Annotated in this window: 13 protein-coding genes and 1 pseudogene; 9 read left to right on the top strand and 5 right to left on the bottom strand. The window is 71.1% G+C overall.

The features are described from left to right. On the bottom strand, positions 1–1,093 hold a 1,093-nt coding region (locus DVH02_RS32125), incomplete at its 3' end, for a helix-turn-helix transcriptional regulator (protein WP_114627376.1). A 114-nt stretch (positions 1,094–1,207) separates the two neighbouring features. Here DVH02_RS32125 and DVH02_RS32120 point away from each other — a divergent pair. Genes DVH02_RS32120 through DVH02_RS32105 form a run of 4 tightly spaced genes read left to right on the top strand, consistent with a single transcriptional unit; the run spans position 1,208 to position 3,844 of the window. Next, positions 1,208–1,612, top strand: a complete 405-nt coding sequence (locus tag DVH02_RS32120) for a VOC family protein (RefSeq protein ID WP_114627375.1) — start codon at positions 1,208–1,210, stop codon at positions 1,610–1,612. Positions 1,613–1,642: 30 nt separating this feature from the next. Next, positions 1,643–2,101, top strand: a complete 459-nt coding sequence (locus DVH02_RS32115) for a MarR family winged helix-turn-helix transcriptional regulator (protein WP_114627374.1) — start codon at positions 1,643–1,645, stop codon at positions 2,099–2,101. After that, positions 2,098–3,000, top strand: coding sequence for an ATP-binding cassette domain-containing protein (locus DVH02_RS32110; protein ID WP_114627373.1), 903 nt, complete (start codon positions 2,098–2,100; stop codon positions 2,998–3,000). Before DVH02_RS32115 ends, DVH02_RS32110 begins: the two co-directional genes overlap by 4 nt. Continuing rightward, a complete protein-coding gene (locus DVH02_RS32105; RefSeq protein WP_114627372.1) occupies positions 2,960–3,844 on the top strand; it encodes an ABC transporter permease in 885 nt (294 codons plus the stop codon). The genes DVH02_RS32110 and DVH02_RS32105 overlap by 41 nt, the downstream gene beginning before the upstream one ends. Before the next feature lie 184 nt (positions 3,845–4,028). On the opposite strand, the pseudogene DVH02_RS32100 reads toward DVH02_RS32105, so the two are convergent. Next, a pseudogene (locus DVH02_RS32100) lies at positions 4,029–4,667 on the bottom strand (TetR/AcrR family transcriptional regulator); the annotation flags it as partial. Between the two features lie 183 nt (positions 4,668–4,850). Here DVH02_RS32100 and DVH02_RS32095 point away from each other — a divergent pair. The 4 genes from DVH02_RS32095 (at position 4,851) to DVH02_RS32075 (ending at position 9,168) form a co-directional block, all read left to right on the top strand. Next, on the top strand, positions 4,851–5,831 hold the full coding sequence (locus DVH02_RS32095; RefSeq protein WP_114627371.1) for a tetratricopeptide repeat protein: 981 nt from the start codon (positions 4,851–4,853) through the stop codon (positions 5,829–5,831). Between the two features lie 611 nt (positions 5,832–6,442). Continuing rightward, positions 6,443–7,078, top strand: coding sequence for a DUF6230 family protein (locus DVH02_RS32085; RefSeq protein WP_114627369.1), 636 nt, complete (start codon positions 6,443–6,445; stop codon positions 7,076–7,078). A 97-nt stretch (positions 7,079–7,175) separates the two neighbouring features. Then, on the top strand, positions 7,176–7,721 hold the full coding sequence (locus DVH02_RS32080; RefSeq protein ID WP_114627368.1) for a DUF6114 domain-containing protein: 546 nt from the start codon (positions 7,176–7,178) through the stop codon (positions 7,719–7,721). Beyond that, a complete protein-coding gene (locus DVH02_RS32075) occupies positions 7,711–9,168 on the top strand; it encodes a hypothetical protein (protein ID WP_114627367.1) in 1,458 nt (485 codons plus the stop codon). The genes DVH02_RS32080 and DVH02_RS32075 overlap by 11 nt, the downstream gene beginning before the upstream one ends. 100 nt (positions 9,169–9,268) lie before the next feature. Here the strand turns inward: DVH02_RS32075 and pyk are convergent, their stop codons facing one another. From pyk to pta, 3 genes are all read right to left on the bottom strand, one after another. Beyond that, positions 9,269–10,699, bottom strand: a complete 1,431-nt coding sequence (gene pyk / locus DVH02_RS32070; RefSeq protein ID WP_114627366.1) for a pyruvate kinase — start codon at positions 10,697–10,699, stop codon at positions 9,269–9,271. A 74-nt stretch (positions 10,700–10,773) separates the two neighbouring features. Further along, a complete protein-coding gene (locus tag DVH02_RS32065; protein ID WP_114627377.1) occupies positions 10,774–12,063 on the bottom strand; it encodes an acetate kinase in 1,290 nt (429 codons plus the stop codon). Positions 12,064–12,137: 74 nt separating this feature from the next. After that, positions 12,138–14,270, bottom strand: a complete 2,133-nt coding sequence (gene pta / locus DVH02_RS32060) for a phosphate acetyltransferase (RefSeq protein ID WP_114627365.1) — start codon at positions 14,268–14,270, stop codon at positions 12,138–12,140. 326 nt (positions 14,271–14,596) lie between these two features. Here pta and DVH02_RS32055 point away from each other — a divergent pair, with 326 nt between their 5' ends. After that, the gene (locus tag DVH02_RS32055) at positions 14,597–15,622 is read left to right on the top strand and encodes an ATP-dependent 6-phosphofructokinase (RefSeq protein WP_114627364.1); all 1,026 of its coding nucleotides are present in this window, start codon (positions 14,597–14,599) and stop codon (positions 15,620–15,622) included. Positions 15,623–15,888: the final 266 nt, after the last annotated feature.

Below are 15,888 nucleotides of genomic sequence, written 5' to 3'. Positions count from 1 at the left end.
CGACCAGGCCGCGCAGCTCGTCCGGCCGTTCGATGACGAACGGCCGGTCCAGTGAGGCGAGTACGCCGGGCAGCCAGTCGAGCCGTTCCACCCGCAGCTCGACGCGGCACCACCGCTCGTCGCGCGCCGTCCCGTCCCGCGCCGCCTCCTCCTCTTCCCGCGCCGATGTCTCCTCCCGGGCCGCCTCCTCCTCTTCCCGCGCCGACGTCTCCTCCCGGGCCGATTCCTCTTCCGCTGTTTCCTCTTCCGCCGTTCCCTCTTCCACCGCCTCCTCCGCCACGAGCGCGACGCTCTCCGGCAGCCGGGTGCGGATCTGCTCGGCCGTCGCCCGGATCCGCAGCGTCACCGCGTGCCGGTACGGAGCCGTGGCGAGCCCCGTCAGGACGCGCTCCACCGGATCGACGTCCTCGGGAGGGGCGAACGCGCCGGACAGGGGCCTCGCGGCGGCGATACGGTCCAGCCGGAACGTCCGGTCCTCGCCGAGCGCGGGATCCGCGCCCGTCACGTACCACCTGCCCGCGTGCGCGACCAGCCCGTACGGGTGCACCGCGCGTTCGCCGCTCCGGCCGTCGGCGGACGTGTACCGGATCGCGACCGGCCGGTGACGGCGCACCGCGTCGGCGAGCGTGAGCAGGACCTCCGTCTGCGGGGCGGGCGTCGCGCCGGGCGTCGCGCCGGGCGTCGCGCCCGGGGGCGGCGCCGTGAAGGCAAGGGAACCGAGCACGGCGTCGAGCCTGCGGCCGAGTCGTTCCGGCAGCACCCGCCGGACCTTCGCCGCCGCCGTCCCGCTCGCCGCTCCCGTGGCCGTCAGCAGACCGGCCCGCTCGCCCGCGACCAGCCCGAGCAGCACGGCGAGCGCCTCGTCGTCGCTCAGCATCAGCGGCGGCATCCGGTAGCCCGGGGCGAGCCGGTAGCCGCCGTAGCGACCGCGCACCGACTCGACGGGCACGTCGAGGTCGAGGAGGTGGCCGACGTACCGCCGCACCGTGCGCTCGTCGACGCCGAGCCGGCCGGCGAGTTCGGCCACGGTCCTGGTGCCGCCCGACTGGAGCAGCTCCAGCAGGGTGAGTACGCGGGCGATGGGTCGGGCCATACCGGCAAGTCTGCCGTGGATACCGGGCGGATTCCGCCCGGTATCGGTCGTAGCGTGCGGTCGAGGGCACCGCGTGGTGCCATCGAAGAGCACCGACCGACTGGAGCGACCACCATGGACTTCGTCTCGATCCGCGTCATCACCGACGACATCGACCGCCTCGTCGACTTCTACGAGCGCGCCACCGGAGTGCGGGCGGAGCGGATCACCGAGGACTTCGCGGAGCTGAGGACCGCCTCGGCCACCCTCGCCATCGGCAGCACCCGTACCGTCCCGCTGTTCGCGCCCGGTTCCGCCCGTCCGGGCGACAACCACAGCGTCATCCTCGAATTCCTGGTCGACGACGTGGACAGCGTCCACCGGAACCTGACCGGCTTCGTGACGGACTTCGTCAACGAGCCCACCACCATGCCCTGGGGCAACCGCTCGCTGCTGTTCCGCGACCCCGACGGCAACCTCGTCAACTTCTTCGCCCCCGCCACCCCGGCCGCCGTCGAGAAGTTCGCCCGCCCTCGCTGATACCTCTCATTGAGAGCTAAAATGGGGCGTATGGCCACAGACGAGTTCCCCGACTCGCTCGCCGCCACGCTGGCAGGCGTCCAGCGCACCATCCGGCGGCGGCTGCGCCCCACCCTGGCCAGCCCGCCGCTGCGCGGCGCGCAGGTCGAGCTGTTGCGGCTGGTCGCGGCCCGCCCCGGGATACGGGTGTCGGACGCGGCCAAGGAGCTGTGCCTCGCGGGGAACTCCGTCTCCACCCTGGTCAACCAGCTCAGCCGGGCGGGCTACCTGCGCCGCGAGACCGATCCGGAGGACCGGCGCTCCGCCCTGCTCCTGCCCACCCAGGCCGCCACGTCGCGGCTGGGCGAGTGGGAGGCGGGCCGCTCCGCTCTCGTACGGGAGCAGGTGGCACGGCTGGCCGAGGAGGACAGGGCGGCCCTCGCGGCGGCCCTGCCCGCGCTGCGCAGGCTCGCCCAGAACCTGCGCGAGGAAGGGGAGGAGGGCCCATGATCCGGAGATCGGCCGGTACGGGAAGCGCCCAGGGCATCGGCGGTTCCGGGGACACCGGCGGCGCCGACGCCGTCAGCTGCAGCGGGCTGACGTACGCGTTCGGGGACACCAAAGCGGTCGACGACCTCGACCTCTCGGTCCTGACCGGCGAAGTCTTCGGGCTGCTCGGCCCCAACGGCGCGGGCAAGACCACCGCCATCCGCTGCGTCACCACGCTGCTGCCCGTCCCCGGCGGCATGGTGCGAGTCTTCGGCCACGACGCGGCGAAGGAGAAGATGGCGGTCCGCCGCCTGCTCGGCTACGTACCGCAGCAGCTGTCCGCCGACGCCGCGCTGACCGGCCGTGAGAACGTCACGCTGTTCGCCCGCGTCTTCGACGTCCCGCGCCGCGAGCGCGCCGAGCGCGTCGCGCAGGCACTGGCCGCCGTCGACCTGACGGGCTTCGCCGACCGGATGGCCTCGACGTACTCCGGCGGCATGATCCGCCGCCTCGAACTCGCCCAGGCGCTGGTCAGCGCGGTCCGGCTGCTGATGCTGGACGAGCCGACCATCGGCCTCGACCCGATCGCCCGGACGAGTGTGTGGGAGCACATCAACTCCGTACGGCGGGCCACCGGCATGACCGTCCTGGTCACCACGCACTACATGGACGAGGCCGATCAGTACTGCGACCGGGTCGCCCTGATGCACCGGGGCCGCATCCACGCCCTCGGCACCCCCGACGAGCTGCGGGCCGAGCTGGGGCAGCGGCGCGTGGCCGCCGGAAGCGCCGGGGACCAGGACCCGCTGCCGACCCTGGAGGACGTCTTCCGGGACGTCGCGGGCAGCGGTCTCGACGACGAGGGAGGCGACTTCCGCGATGTCAGGAGCACCCGCAGGACGGCGACCCGCGTCGGCTGAGGCCGACGGCGCCACGAGCGTCCGGGCCGCCGGATCCGACCGGCCCAACCTGCTGCTCGTACCACCGAGGGCCCGCACCGGCTGGCGCGTGCTGCCGGCCAGGGTCGTGGCGATGTGCGCGGTGGAGCTGCAGAAGCTGCGCCACGACCGTACGGAGCTGTACACGAGGGCCGTCCAGCCCGCGCTGTGGCTGCTGATCTTCGGTGAGACCTTCACCAGGATCAAGGCCATCCCGACCGGCGGCATCCCGTACATCGACTTCCTCGTGCCCGGCATCATCGCCCAGTCCGCGATGTTCATCGCGATCTTCTACGGCATCATGATCATCTGGGAGCGCGATGCCGGGATCCTGACCAAACTGCTGGTCACCCCGACCCCCCGGGCCGCCCTGATCAGCGGCAAGGCGTTCGCCTCGGGGGTGAAGGCGCTGATCCAGGCGGTCGTGGTGATCGTCATCGCGGCGGCCCTCGGGGTGGGGCTGACCTGGAATCCGCTGCGGCTGCTCGGTGTGGCCGTCGCCGTGATCCTCGGTTCGGCCTTCTTCTCCTGTCTGTCGATGACGATCGCCGGTATCGTGCTCACGCGCGACCGGCTGATGGGCATCGGACAGGCCATCACCATGCCGCTGTTCTTCGCCTCGAACGCGCTCTACCCCGTGGCGATCATGCCCGGCTGGCTCCAGGTCGTCAGCAAGATCAACCCGTTGAGCTATCAGGTCGACGCGTTGCGCGGGCTGCTGCTCGGCACCCCGTCGCATCTGCCGCTCGACTTCGGTGTGCTGCTGGTGGCGGCGGTGCTGGGGATCGCGGCGGCCTCGTCCCTGCTGGGACGCCTGGCGCGCTGACACCGTCGGCCGCGCCCGCGCCCGCGCCGTCCGCCGTGTCCCCGTCCGTCAGATCCTCGGCCGCCGTGTCCCCGTCCGTCAGGTCCCCGGCCGCCGCGTCCCCGTCCGTCAGGTCCCCGGCCGCCGCGCTGTCCGCCGCGTCCCCGTCCGCGGCGTCCGCCGCGTCCCCGGCGGCCGGTCCTGGCGGCGCCGACACCGCGACCAGCCCGCCCAGCAGCAGCGCCGCGAGCGTACGGGCCCACTCCTCGTCCACCGGCTCCGCGCTGACCAGCGAACGGTGCACCACCGCACCGGCGATCACGTCGAAGATCAGATCCGCGGTCCTGGCCGCGCTCGCCGCATCCCGCTCACGGGGGAGTTCACCGCGCTGCTGCGCGCGCTCCCGGCCGAGCACCACCAGCCGTTTCTGCCGCGCCACGATCGAGTCGCGGATCCGGCCGCGCAGCGCGCGGTCCCTGGTGGACTCCGCGACCACCGCCATGAGCGACGTCTTGGCCTCCGGCCGGTCCAGCAGCGCGCCGAACTGGAGTACCACGCCCGTCACATCGGCGGACAGACTGCCGCGGTCGGGCAGTTCCAGCTCGTCGAAGAGGACCGCGACCGCGTCCACCACCAGTTCGCTCTTGCCCGCCCACCGCCGGTAGAGCGTGGTCTTGGCGACGCCCGCCCGCGCCGCCACGTCGCCCATCGTCAGCTTGGACCAGCCCAGTTCACCCAGCGCTTCCCGGGTCGCCTCCAGGATCGCCGAGTCGGCCTCGGCGCTGCGGGGGCGCCCCCCGCGCGCGCCGGAGCGGCTGTCGCGGGAACGGCCGTCGCTGCGCATGTCCGCGACCATACCGGCCGGTACGCCGGTGAGCGGTGCCTCGTACGTGGCCGGTTCGTACGGGGAAGTCTGTACAGGTGAGCGACGAGGCGGTTACGCTACGGGCCGTAGCGAAAGCGGGGTGGGAGCGCAGGCGCGCCCACCGCTTTTCTCCAGGGCGCGCGGAGGGGGGAGGATGTACTCATGCAGCCTAGGAACATGTCCATGAGCGGCGTCGTCGACCTCGCCGCGGTGAAGGCGGCCGGCGAGGCCAAGGTCAAGGCGGAGCAGGCCAGGGCCGAGGCGGCCCGTCAGGGCGGCGCCGCCGCCGTACCCCCCTCCCGTCTGGTGATCGACGTCGATGAGGCGGGCTTCGAGCGCGAAGTCCTCCAGCGTTCCACCGAGGTCCCGGTCGTCATCGACTTCTGGGCCGAGTGGTGCGAGCCGTGCAAGCAGCTGAGCCCCGTGCTGGAGCGGCTGGCGCGCGAGTACAGCGGCCGGTTCGTGCTCGCCAAGATCGATGTCGATGCCAATCAGATGCTGATGCAGCAGTTCGGGATCCAGGGCATCCCCGCCGTCTTCGCGGTGGTGGCCGGCCAGGCGCTGCCCCTCTTCCAGGGCGCGGCACCCGAGACCCAGATCCGGCAGACCCTCGACCAGTTGATCCAGGTGGGCGAGGAGCGCTTCGGCCTCACCGGGATCGCGGTCGACGCCGAGGCCGAGGAGGGTACCGACGGCGAGGCCGAGGAGGCCCCCGTACCGGTGGGTCCTTACGACGCCCTGCTGGCCGCGGCCGTGGAGGCGCTGGACGCCAACGACTTCGCGGGCGCCTCCGCCGCGTACCGCGAGGTCCTGTCCGACGACCCGGGCAACACGGAGGCCAAGCTCGGCCTCGCCCAGGCCGAACTGCTCGCGCGGGTGCAGGGACTCGACCCGACGGCGGTGCGCAAGGAGGCGGCGGAGCGGCCGGCCGACATCCAGGTCCAGTTCGCCGCCGCCGATCTCGACCTGGTCGGCGGCCATGTGGACGACGCCTTCGGGCGGCTGGTCGATGTCGTACGCCGTACGTTCGGTGACGACCGGGAGGCCGCGCGGGTGCGGCTGCTGGAGCTGTTCGAGGTCATCGGCGGTGACGATCCCCGGGTGACGGGGGCCCGTCAGGCCCTGGCCAGAGTCCTCTTCTGATCTGTTGACGTGCGGGCCGGCCGGCCCGCACGGCCGACTCCGCGGCACCCTTGCGGATTTGGCGACTCAACGACAGCGGTGGCGGCGTTTTACCAAATCTTGATAATCACCGCCACTGTTACTCGCAGTAAATCAACCCCCCCGTTCTGTCCTGCTATGGGCAATAATCACCGCTTGTGTCGCGCCGGTACGTGACACCCTGTGTGGCCGTCCGATGCCGCCGGGTCGGTTACCGGTTATCGGGCCGTTACTAGCCAGTAACGAACCCCCTTGTGTCATGGGCGTGAATGCACGACGATCGGCGACGCTCGGTCCGATTCCGTACCAGCACGGCAGCCGGCCGTGCCTGCCGGAGCCGGGTCCCCACCGGGCGGTCCGGTGGCGCTGCCGCCGGTCCGGACAGGGGGGTTCCTGCCGCAATTGGCAGGGCCTGTCCAGAGGTTGCGCGAACGCGTGGCCAGTGGTTGTCGCTCGGGGGTGATCGCCGGTGCTTCGGACGCGGTTAGCGCCTCCGGGACGGGCGCTCTCCTTCCCGAGGACGTAGCACTTCTCCCCTCCCAGGACGGGCTTCCGCCCGATCCGGAGATGTACGTCCGAGAAGGAGGACATTCATGGAGTCCCAGATTCGTGGCGGGACCAGATGGAAGCGGTTCGCCGTCGTCATGGTGCCCAGTGTGGCCGCGACGGCGGCGATAGGCGTGGCTCTCGCACAAGGGGCACTGGCGGCGTCGTTCAGTGTGTCGGGCCAGAGTTTCAAGGTGAGCGCGGACCAGCTGGTCGGTTACGACTTCATTCAGTACGGCAGCATTGACGCGGGAACGGATCTCAAGGGCAACAAGACCGCGAATCCGGTCGCCGTCTCTGGATTCAGCAGGGCCACGATCACCAACATGTGCCAGTCGGTGGTCACTCCTGACGTGCCGCTCTTCGGCAACATCAGCCTGGAGCTGCGGGCCGGTACGAACGCGAAGAAGCCGGTCACCGCGACCAACATCTACATCGATGTCGCGCAGTTGGAGGCCGACGCCGAGTTCGAGAACATCGACATCGGTGTGGCGGCCGGCGACAAGACCAACAAGACCGGCATCAACCCCGGTGACCAGGCCAACCCGTACGGTTTCGCGCAGCGGGCCGACAAGGCGACACTCAGCAAGGTGGAGCAGACGGCCTGGGCGACCACGGCCGGCACCTTCAAGCTCAGCAATCTGAGCCTGAAGCTGCACAAGGGCGTCAAGGAGTGCTTCTAAGCACCCGTCCGGGCGGGCGGGTTTCCCCCGTGACGGGGCCCGTCCGCCCTATCCGAACTCTCTCTCACGCAACACCGGTACCAGGGAGCTGTTTTCCATGAGCGCCGAGTCCACAGGTTCCCGCGGATTCACCTACTGGCGGCTGCGGTTCCGTGCGTGGCGGGGCACCCGGCCATTCTGGGCCGGACTGTTCACTCTCCTCAGCGGACTGCCCATTGCCTATTTTCCCTATGCCGAGTTGCATTTCGGCGGTCTCACGCTGGCCATGTCCACCACGGCCGGCGCGGGTTCGCTGATCATCGGCGTTCTGCTGGTGACGCTCGGGCTGACCATGTGGTTCCAGAGCATCGTCCGGGTCTTCGCCGGAGTCGCCGCGATCCTGCTGGCGCTCGTATCGATTCCCGTCTCCAATCTCGGCGGCTTTCTGCTGGGCTTCCTGCTCGCCCTGCTCGGTGGAGCGCTCTCGATCTCCTGGGCGCCGGGCGCCCCGGCCGAGCCGCACTCCCCGTACGACACCCCCCACGAGACACCGGCGCCCGGTGGCACCGGTGCGTCCTACCTCCCCGGTCCGCGCGAGGGGGAGGGCTCGAACGCGATGGATACCACTGCCCAAACCAACGGCGGGAGGAACAGTGCGGGGTGACGACGAGCAGCGTGTCGCGGCCGGAGGCGCTGGGGAACGAGTACGCAGAGGGCCGCGTCACGCGGCTCCCAGAAAGTCGCTCCTGACGAAGCTTCAGATACCCGCGGGCAAGGCGATGGCCCTGGCCGCGATGCCGACGGCCGTCTTCGTGGGCATGGGGCTCACCCCCAGGCTCGCGATGGCCGACGACAAGGACATCCCCTTCGCCCCCGGCCCGTGCGTGACCCGCTCGGACGAGCCGGACGCCTCGGAGTCGCCCGCGCCCTCGGACTCACCCTCACCCTCACCCTCCCCGTCCGCGTCCGCGTCGGACTCCGCGAACGCGAACGCGGACGCGAGCGGGTCGCCCTCGCCCTCGCCTTCGTCCTCGGCGTCGTCCGGGAGTACGGACGCGGGTACGAGTACGAGTACGGGCAGGGATACGAGCGCGGAGAGCGGCCGGAGTACGGCGAAGGGCGACGAGCCCGCGGCCGTCGCACCCCCGGAACCGTCCGCCACCTCCACCCCGTCCGTCACCCCGACCCCGACCCCGACCCCGACGAAGTCGTCCGGTCTCCTCGACCCGCTGGGCCTGGGCGATGTCCTGGGCGGGCTCCTCGGCGGCGGCAAGAGCGAGACCGCCGACCCGGAGCCGAGCCCCTCGGCCACGGCGACGGGGAAGCCGGAGCCTTCCGCGACGCCGTCCACCACCCCCTCCGGCGGCCAGGCGTCCCCGAAGCCGGACCAGGGCACGGACAAGGACAAGGACGCGACGGACGGCGGCAAGACCGGCGGCAAGACCGGCGGTGACAAGACCGGCGGCGGCAAGACCGGCAAGACCGACGCCGCTGCCGCCGCCAAGGAAGCGATCGAGGAAGCCGCCGACCGGGCCGGCGCCACGGTCGAGGAGCTGGACGAGGCCGCCCGGGGGCTCGCGGCCCACGTGGACGACGACATCCCGGCGGGCGCGGGCGGCAAGGAGCCGTTCCCCTGCCCCACCGCCGACCCCGACGCCCTGGCCGCCGCGCAGCGCGAGCCGGGGATCCCGCTGCTGCCCGACGACCCGTGGCAGCTGGACAGTTCGCTGCTGACGCTGACCGGCCTCGACTACAAAGGCATCGTCGAGGTCCGAACGGGCAGCGGCAAGACCAAGAAGGCGCTCAAATTCACCGCCGCGTCGCTGGACATCAAAGACCTGCACCAGACCGTCGTCCACCCCGCGGGCAAGACGGGCCACGTCAAGGCCCGCACCGGCTCCACCTCCACGATCCGCGGCGGCGAGGTGACCATGTACACGGAGGAGCTGAAGGGCAACCTCTTCGGCCTCATCCCGGTCACCTTCAGCCCGCAGACCCCGCCCCCGCTGAACATCCCCTTCGCCTTCTTCACCGACGCGCAGGTGATCCAGGCGGGCCAGTTCGGCGGGACGCTCACCGTCCCCGGCCTCCAGAACTACGTGACGGACTGAACACCGGGCCCCACCCACCCCGGCAGCCACGGGCAGTGCTGTGGCCCGCACCGATCAGGTCGGTGCGGGCCACAGTCGTGCAGGCCGGGCGCGGGACGCGTCAGTCCTTGTCGGCGCCGCCCAGGTGGTGGACGCGGACCATGTTCGTCGTGCCGGGGACGCCGGGAGGAGAGCCCGCCGTGATGATCATGGCGTCGCCCTCGCTGTAGCGCTGGAGCTTCAGCAGCTCCTCGTCCACCAGGTCGACCATCTCGTCCGTGCTGCTCACCCAGCGCACGATGAAGGACTCCACGCCCCAGCTCAGCGCCAGCTGGTTACGGGTCGACTCGTCGGTGGTGAAGGCCAGGATGGGCTGCTCCGCGCGGTAGCGGGAGAGCCGCCGCGCCGTGTCGCCGGACTGGGTGAAGGCGACCAGCGCCTTGCCGCCCAGGAAGTCCGCGATCTCGCAGGCCGCGCGGGCGACCGAACCGCCCTGGGTGCGCGGCTTCTTGCCGGGGACCAGCGGCTGGAGGCCCTTGGAGAGCAGCTCCTCCTCCGCCGCGACCACGATCTTCGACATCGTCTTGACGGTCTCGATCGGGTACGCGCCGACCGAGGACTCGGCGGAGAGCATGACCGCGTCCGCGCCGTCCAGGATCGCGTTGGCGACGTCGGACGCCTCGGCGCGCGTCGGCCGGGAGTTGGTGATCATCGACTCCATCATCTGGGTCGCCACGATCACCGGCTTGGCGTTGCGGCGGCACAGCTCGATGAGGCGCTTCTGCACCATCGGGACCTTTTCGAGCGGATACTCGACGGCCAGGTCGCCACGGGCCACCATGACGCTGTCGAAGGCCGCGACGACGGCCTCCATGTTGGCCACCGCCTGCGGCTTCTCGACCTTGGCGATGACGGGGACCCGGCGGCCCTCCTCGTCCATGATCTTGTGGACGTCCAGCACGTCGTGGGCGTCGCGGACGAAGGAGAGCGCGACCATGTCGCAGCCCATCCGCAGTCCGAAGCGCAGGTCGTCGATGTCCTTCTCCGACAGGGCGGGCACGTTGACGGCCGCGCCGGGCAGGTTGATGCCCTTGTGGTCGGAGATCACACCGCCCTCGATGACGATGGACTTGACCTCGGGACCCTCGACCGAGACGACCCGCAGCTCCACGTTGCCGTCGTTGATCAGGATCTGGTCGCCCTTGGAGACGTCGCCGGGCAGACCCTTGTAGGTGGTGCCGCAGATCGACTTGTCGCCGGGGACGTCCTCGGTGGTGATGGTGAACTCGTCACCGCGCACCAGCTCGACGGGGCCCTCGGCGAAGGTCTCCAGGCGGATCTTGGGGCCCTGGAGGTCCACCAGCACGCCCACGGCGCGGCCGGTGTCGGCCGCCGCCTTGCGGACGCGGTGGTACCGCTCCTCGTGCTCCGGGTGGCTTCCGTGGCTCATGTTGAGACGGGCCACGTTCATACCGGCCTCGATGAGGGACTTCAGCTGCTCGTACGAGTCGACGGCTGGGCCCAGTGTGCAGACGATTTTGGAACGGCGCATGAGGCGGATCCTATCGGTTTGTTTCGTCGCGGAATATTCCGTCTGGTGGAAAGTACAAATGGGCGGAGGTCCGCTCAGGCGATAACCGTTCGACCTTCGTCCACCAGCGCGAAAGTCTGCTGCGCGATTTCCAGCTCCTCGTCGGTCGGGACAACGGCCACCGCCACCCGGGCGTCCCGCGGCGAGATGATCCGCGGCTTGTCGGAACGTACGGCATTGAGACCGGCGTCCACGGCCAGGCCCAGGGTCTCCAGGCCCGCCACCGCAGCTTCCCGCACCGGCGCCGCGTTTTCCCCCACACCCGCCGTGAAGACCACCGCGTCCACCCGGCCGAGTACCGCCGTGTACGCGCCGATGTACTTCTTCAGCCGGTGGACGTAGATGTCGAATGCGAGCCGGGCCCGCTCGTCCCCCGCGTCCACCCGGCGGCGGATCTCCCGCATGTCGTTGTCCCCGCAGAGGCCGACCAGACCGCTTTTCTTGTTGAGGAGTTCATCGATCTCGTCCACGGACATTCCGGCCACCCGCTTGAGGTGGAAGGTGACCGCCGGGTCGATGTCCCCCGAGCGGGTCCCCATCACCAGCCCCTCCAGCGGCGTCAGCCCCATCGAGGTGTCCACGCAGCGCCCGCCCGCGACCGCCGACGCCGAGGCGCCGTTGCCCAGGTGCAGCACGATCACGTTCACGTCGGCCGGTTCCCTGCCGAGCAGTTCGGCCGTCTTGCGCGAGACGTACGCGTGCGAGGTGCCGTGGAAGCCGTAGCGGCGGATCCGGTGCGCGTCGGCGGTCGCCACGTCGATCGCGTACCGGGCGGCGTGCTCCGGCATCGTCGTGTGGAACGCCGTGTCGAAGACCGCGACCTGCGGCAGGTCGGGGCGCAGCCGCTGCGCGGTACGGATCCCGGTGAGGTTCGCCGGGTTGTGCAGCGGCGCCACCGGCACCAGCCGCTCGATCTCGGCCAGCACGGCGTCGTCCACCACGGTCGGCGCGGTGAACTTCAGCCCTCCGTGCACCACCCGGTGGCCGATGGCCGCCAGTTCGGGGGAGTCGAGGCCGAGCCCGTCGCGCGCCAGCTCCGCCGAGACCGCCTCCAGCGCTTCCGTGTGGTCGGCGATCGGGCCCGTACGCTCCCGCTTCCCGCTTCCGTCGGCGTCGCCCCCGTCGGCGTCGCCCCCGTCGGCGTCGCCCCCGTCGGCGTCGCCGCCGTCGGGGCGCGGTGTGTGCACGAGACGGGAGGTCTCCTCGCCGATCCGCTCCACCAGCCCGGCCGCGAGCCGCGCGTTGTCGCGCATGTCCAGCAGCTGGTACTTCAGCGACGAGGAACCGGAGTTGAGCACGAGGACACGGGTGGCACGCGAAGTCACGGTGGAGAGACCTTCTGTCGGGATGGGAGTGGGAACGGGGGCCGGGGCGGGCGTCCGGGCGGTGGCGGCGGAGGTCACGCGGTCCCGTCCTGCTGGGCCTGGATCGCGGTGATCGCGACCGTGTTGACGATGTCCTGCACCATGGCCCCGCGCGACAGGTCGTTGACCGGCTTGCGCAGCCCCTGGAGCACCGGCCCCACCGCCACGGCGCCCGCGGAGCGCTGCACGGCCTTGTAGGTGTTGTTGCCGGTGTTCAGGTCCGGGAAGATCAGCACGGTCGCCTGCCCGGCGACCTCCGAGTCCGGCAGTTTCGTCGCGGCCACGGACGGCTCGACCGCCGCGTCGTACTGGATCGGACCCTCGATCCGCAGATCGGGCCGTGCCGCGCGCACCAGCTCCGTCGCCTCGCGCACCTTGTCGACGTCCGCGCCGGAGCCCGAGGTGCCCGTGGAGTACGAGAGCATCGCGATCCGCGGCTCCACCCCGAAGCGGGCGGCGGTGGCGGCGGACTGCACGGCGATGTCGGCGAGCTGCTCCGCGTTCGGGTCCGGGTTGACCGCGCAGTCCCCGTACACCAGCACCTTCTCGGCCAGGCACATGAAGAAGACCGACGAGACGATCGACGTCTCCCGCCGAGCGCTCCCGTCGCCCGCCGCCGCCCTGTCCGACGCGTCGCGCGCGGACGCCTTGGTCTTGATGATCTCGAAGGCGGGACGGATCGTCGCCGCCGTCGAGTGCACCGAGCCCGAGACCATGCCGTCGGCCAGGCCCTCCCGCACCATCAGCGTGCCGAAGTAGTTCGGGTCCGCCACCACGTCGTACGCCAGCTCCACCGTCACGCCCTTGTGGGCCCGCAGCTCCGCGTAGCTCTCGGCGAAGCCCTGGCGCAGCTCGGAGGCGGCCGGGTCGATCAGCTGCGTGGCGGTCAGGTCGATGCCGAGGTCGGCGGCCCTCTTTCGGATGACGTCGACGTCGCCGAGCAGTGTCAGATCGCACACGTCGCGGCGCAGCAGCACATCGGCGGCGCGCAGCACGCGCTCCTCCGCGCCCTCGGGCAGCACCACCCGGCGCCGGTGGGCGCGGGCCTGTTCCAGCAGCTCGTGCTCGAACATCATCGGGGTGACCCGGCCGCTGCGCGCCACGGACAGCCGGGCCAGCAGCCCCGCGGTGTCCACGTGGCGCTCGAAGAGGCCGAGCGCGGTCTCCGCCTTGCGCGGCGTGGCCGCGTTCAACTTTCCCTCCATGCCGAAGAGTTCGGTGGCGGTGGGGAAGGACCTGCCCGGTACGGAGACGACCGGTGTGCCGGGCGCCAGCCGGGCGGCCAGCGTCAGTACGGAGTCGTCGGGCCGCTCGTCCAGGGTGAGCAGGACGCCCGCGATCGGCGGGGTGCCGGCCGAGTGCGCGGCCAGCGCGCCCACCACCAGATCGGCGCGGTCACCCGGGGTGACCACCATGCAGCCGGGCGTCAGCGCGTTCAGGAAGTTCGGCAGCATCGCGCCGCCGAAGACGAAGTCCAGCGCGTTCCTCGCCAGCCCCGAGTCGTCCCCGAGCAGTACCGTACCGCCCAGCGCCTGGGTGATCTGCGCGACGGTGGGCGCGGCCAGCGCGGGCTCGTCGGGCACCACGTAGCAGGGCGCCGGGAGCTGGGCGGTGAGCCGCTCGGCTATCGCGGCGCGGTCCTCGGCGGCGACCCGGTTGACGACCATGGCGAGGATGGAGCAGCCCAGCACCTCGTAGGCGCGGTGCGCGTTGCGCGCCTCGGAGCGTACGGACTCGGCGTTCTGGCCCTTGCCGCCCACCACGGGTATCACCGAGGCGCCGAACTCGTTCGCGAGCCGGGCGTTCAGCGACAGCTCGTCCGGGAGCTGGGTGTCCGCGAAGTCCGTACCGAGCACGAGCACCACCTCGTACTCGCGCGCCACCCGGTGGAAGCGCTCCACCAGCCGCGAGACCAGCTCGTCCGTGCCCTGCTCCGCCTGGATCGCGGCGGCCTCCTGGTAGCCGAGCCCGTACACCGCCGCCGGGTCCTGCGAGAGCCGGTAGCGGGCGCGCAGCAGGTCGAAGAGGCGGTCGGGACCGTCGTGCACCAGCGGGCGGAAGACCCCCACCCGGTCCACCTGGCGGGTCAGGAGTTCCATGACTCCCAGCTCCACGATCTGACGGCCGTCCCCGCGGTCGATCCCCGTCACGTACACGCTGCGCGTCACGCGTGCTCTCCCGTCCCTGTTCGTGGGACATCCGGAGCCGGGCCGCCGGAGGGTCGTCCCCGCGGCCCGTGGGATGTCCCGGCTGATGTGAACACTGATTCCCGTGGGCGATTCCCGTTCGGGCTGTAATCCCCCTTGACAATACCTCTGCGGCTGGTTTACGAGCCCGGGGAGTGGCGGTGGGGTACCCGGAGAGTGGCCCCGGTCACCGGGGGAAGGAACCGTGGGAGGATCGGACGCGGCGCACGACCGGGGGCAGTGGACCCGCCCTCCCCCGGGCAAGAGCACCCCAAAGGCGAGTACGAGCGAGCAGGAGACCCAGCACGATGCGTATCGGAGTTCTCACCGCAGGCGGCGACTGTCCCGGCCTGAACGCAGTGATCCGCTCGGTCGTGCATCGCGCCATGACCGGGCACGGAGACGAAGTCGTCGGGTTCGAGGACGGCTTCAAGGGCCTTCTCGACGGCCATTACCGGCCGCTCGACCTCGACGCGGTCAGCGGCATCCTCGCGCGCGGTGGCACGATCCTCGGCTCGGCCCGGCTGGAGCGCGGCCGGTTGCGCGAAGCCGCCGAGAACTGCGCCGAATTGGCCCAGCGCTACGGGATCGACGCGCTGATCCCGATCGGCGGCGAGGGCACGCTGACGGCGGCGCGGCTGCTGTCGGACGCGGGGATGCCCGTCGTGGGGGTGCCGAAGACGATTGACAACGATATCTACTCCACCGACCGCACATTCGGTTTCGATACGGCGGTCACCGTCGCCACCGAGGCCATCGACCGGCTGAAGACCACCGCCGAGTCCCACCAGCGGGTGATGGTCGTCGAGGTCATGGGCCGGCACGCCGGCTGGATCGCGCTGGAGTCCGGCATGGCGGGCGGCGCGCACGGGATCTGTCTGCCCGAGCGGCCCTTCGAGGTCGACAGCCTGGTCAAGATGGTCGAGGCCCGCTTCTCCCGGGGCAAGAAGTTCGCCGTCGTCTGTGTCGCCGAGGGCGCGCACCCGGCGCAGGGCTCCATGGAGTACGGCAAGGGCGAGATCGACCAGTTCGGGCACGAGCGCTTCCGGGGCATCGGCAACGTCCTCGCCGCCGAGCTGGAGCGGCGCCTCGGCAAGGAGGCCAGGCCGGTCATCCTCGGCCACGTCCAGCGCGGCGGCACCCCCACCGCGTACGACCGGGTGCTGGCCACCCGCTTCGGCTGGCACGCGGTGGAGGCGGCGCACCGGGGCGAGTTCGGGCGGATGACGGCGCTGCGCGGCACGCGTATCGAGATGGTGCCGCTGGCGGAGGCTGTCACGCAGCTGAAGACGGTGCCGGAGGAGCGGATGTTCGAGGCGGAGTCGGTCTTCTAGGGCGTGTTTCGAAAGTAGCGCCGTCCGCCCGAAGGGCGGGGCCGACGGCGCCTGGTGCGCTGCGCTCCCTCCGCCTCGGCGCTTGATGCGTCCTTCGGATGCCGAGCGCTCCCGCAAGGCGGAGGATCGTCCTCGTACTGGACGTACGTGGACGACTCCGACAACGCGGCGAGCGTACGTGCCAGGCGTCGCCGAGATAAGAGGTCCTAACAGAAGTCACTATCGGTGTGACCGTCGGCTTGGATGCTCGTTGGGCTGTTCGTGGG

This window comes from Streptomyces corynorhini (assembly GCF_003346515.1).
Lineage (GTDB): Bacteria > Actinomycetota > Actinomycetes > Streptomycetales > Streptomycetaceae > Streptomyces > Streptomyces corynorhini.
This window is presented reverse-complemented; position numbering and strand designations above follow the sequence as displayed.

Excerpts from the sequence above, each read along its gene's own strand:
- DVH02_RS32095 (WP_114627371.1), top strand. The coding sequence starts at position 4,851 with ATGCAGCCTAGGAACATGTCCATGAGCGGCGTCGTCGACCTCGCCGCG.
- DVH02_RS32080 (WP_114627368.1), top strand. The coding sequence starts at position 7,176 with ATGAGCGCCGAGTCCACAGGTTCCCGCGGATTCACCTACTGGCGGCTG.
- pyk (WP_114627366.1), bottom strand. The coding sequence starts at position 10,699 with ATGCGCCGTTCCAAAATCGTCTGCACACTGGGCCCAGCCGTCGACTCG.
- DVH02_RS32110 (WP_114627373.1), top strand. The coding sequence starts at position 2,098 with ATGATCCGGAGATCGGCCGGTACGGGAAGCGCCCAGGGCATCGGCGGT.
- DVH02_RS32085 (WP_114627369.1), top strand. The coding sequence starts at position 6,443 with ATGGAGTCCCAGATTCGTGGCGGGACCAGATGGAAGCGGTTCGCCGTC.
- DVH02_RS32120 (WP_114627375.1), top strand. The coding sequence starts at position 1,208 with ATGGACTTCGTCTCGATCCGCGTCATCACCGACGACATCGACCGCCTC.
- DVH02_RS32105 (WP_114627372.1), top strand. The coding sequence starts at position 2,960 with ATGTCAGGAGCACCCGCAGGACGGCGACCCGCGTCGGCTGAGGCCGAC.
- DVH02_RS32115 (WP_114627374.1), top strand. The coding sequence starts at position 1,643 with ATGGCCACAGACGAGTTCCCCGACTCGCTCGCCGCCACGCTGGCAGGC.
- DVH02_RS32055 (WP_114627364.1), top strand. The coding sequence starts at position 14,597 with ATGCGTATCGGAGTTCTCACCGCAGGCGGCGACTGTCCCGGCCTGAAC.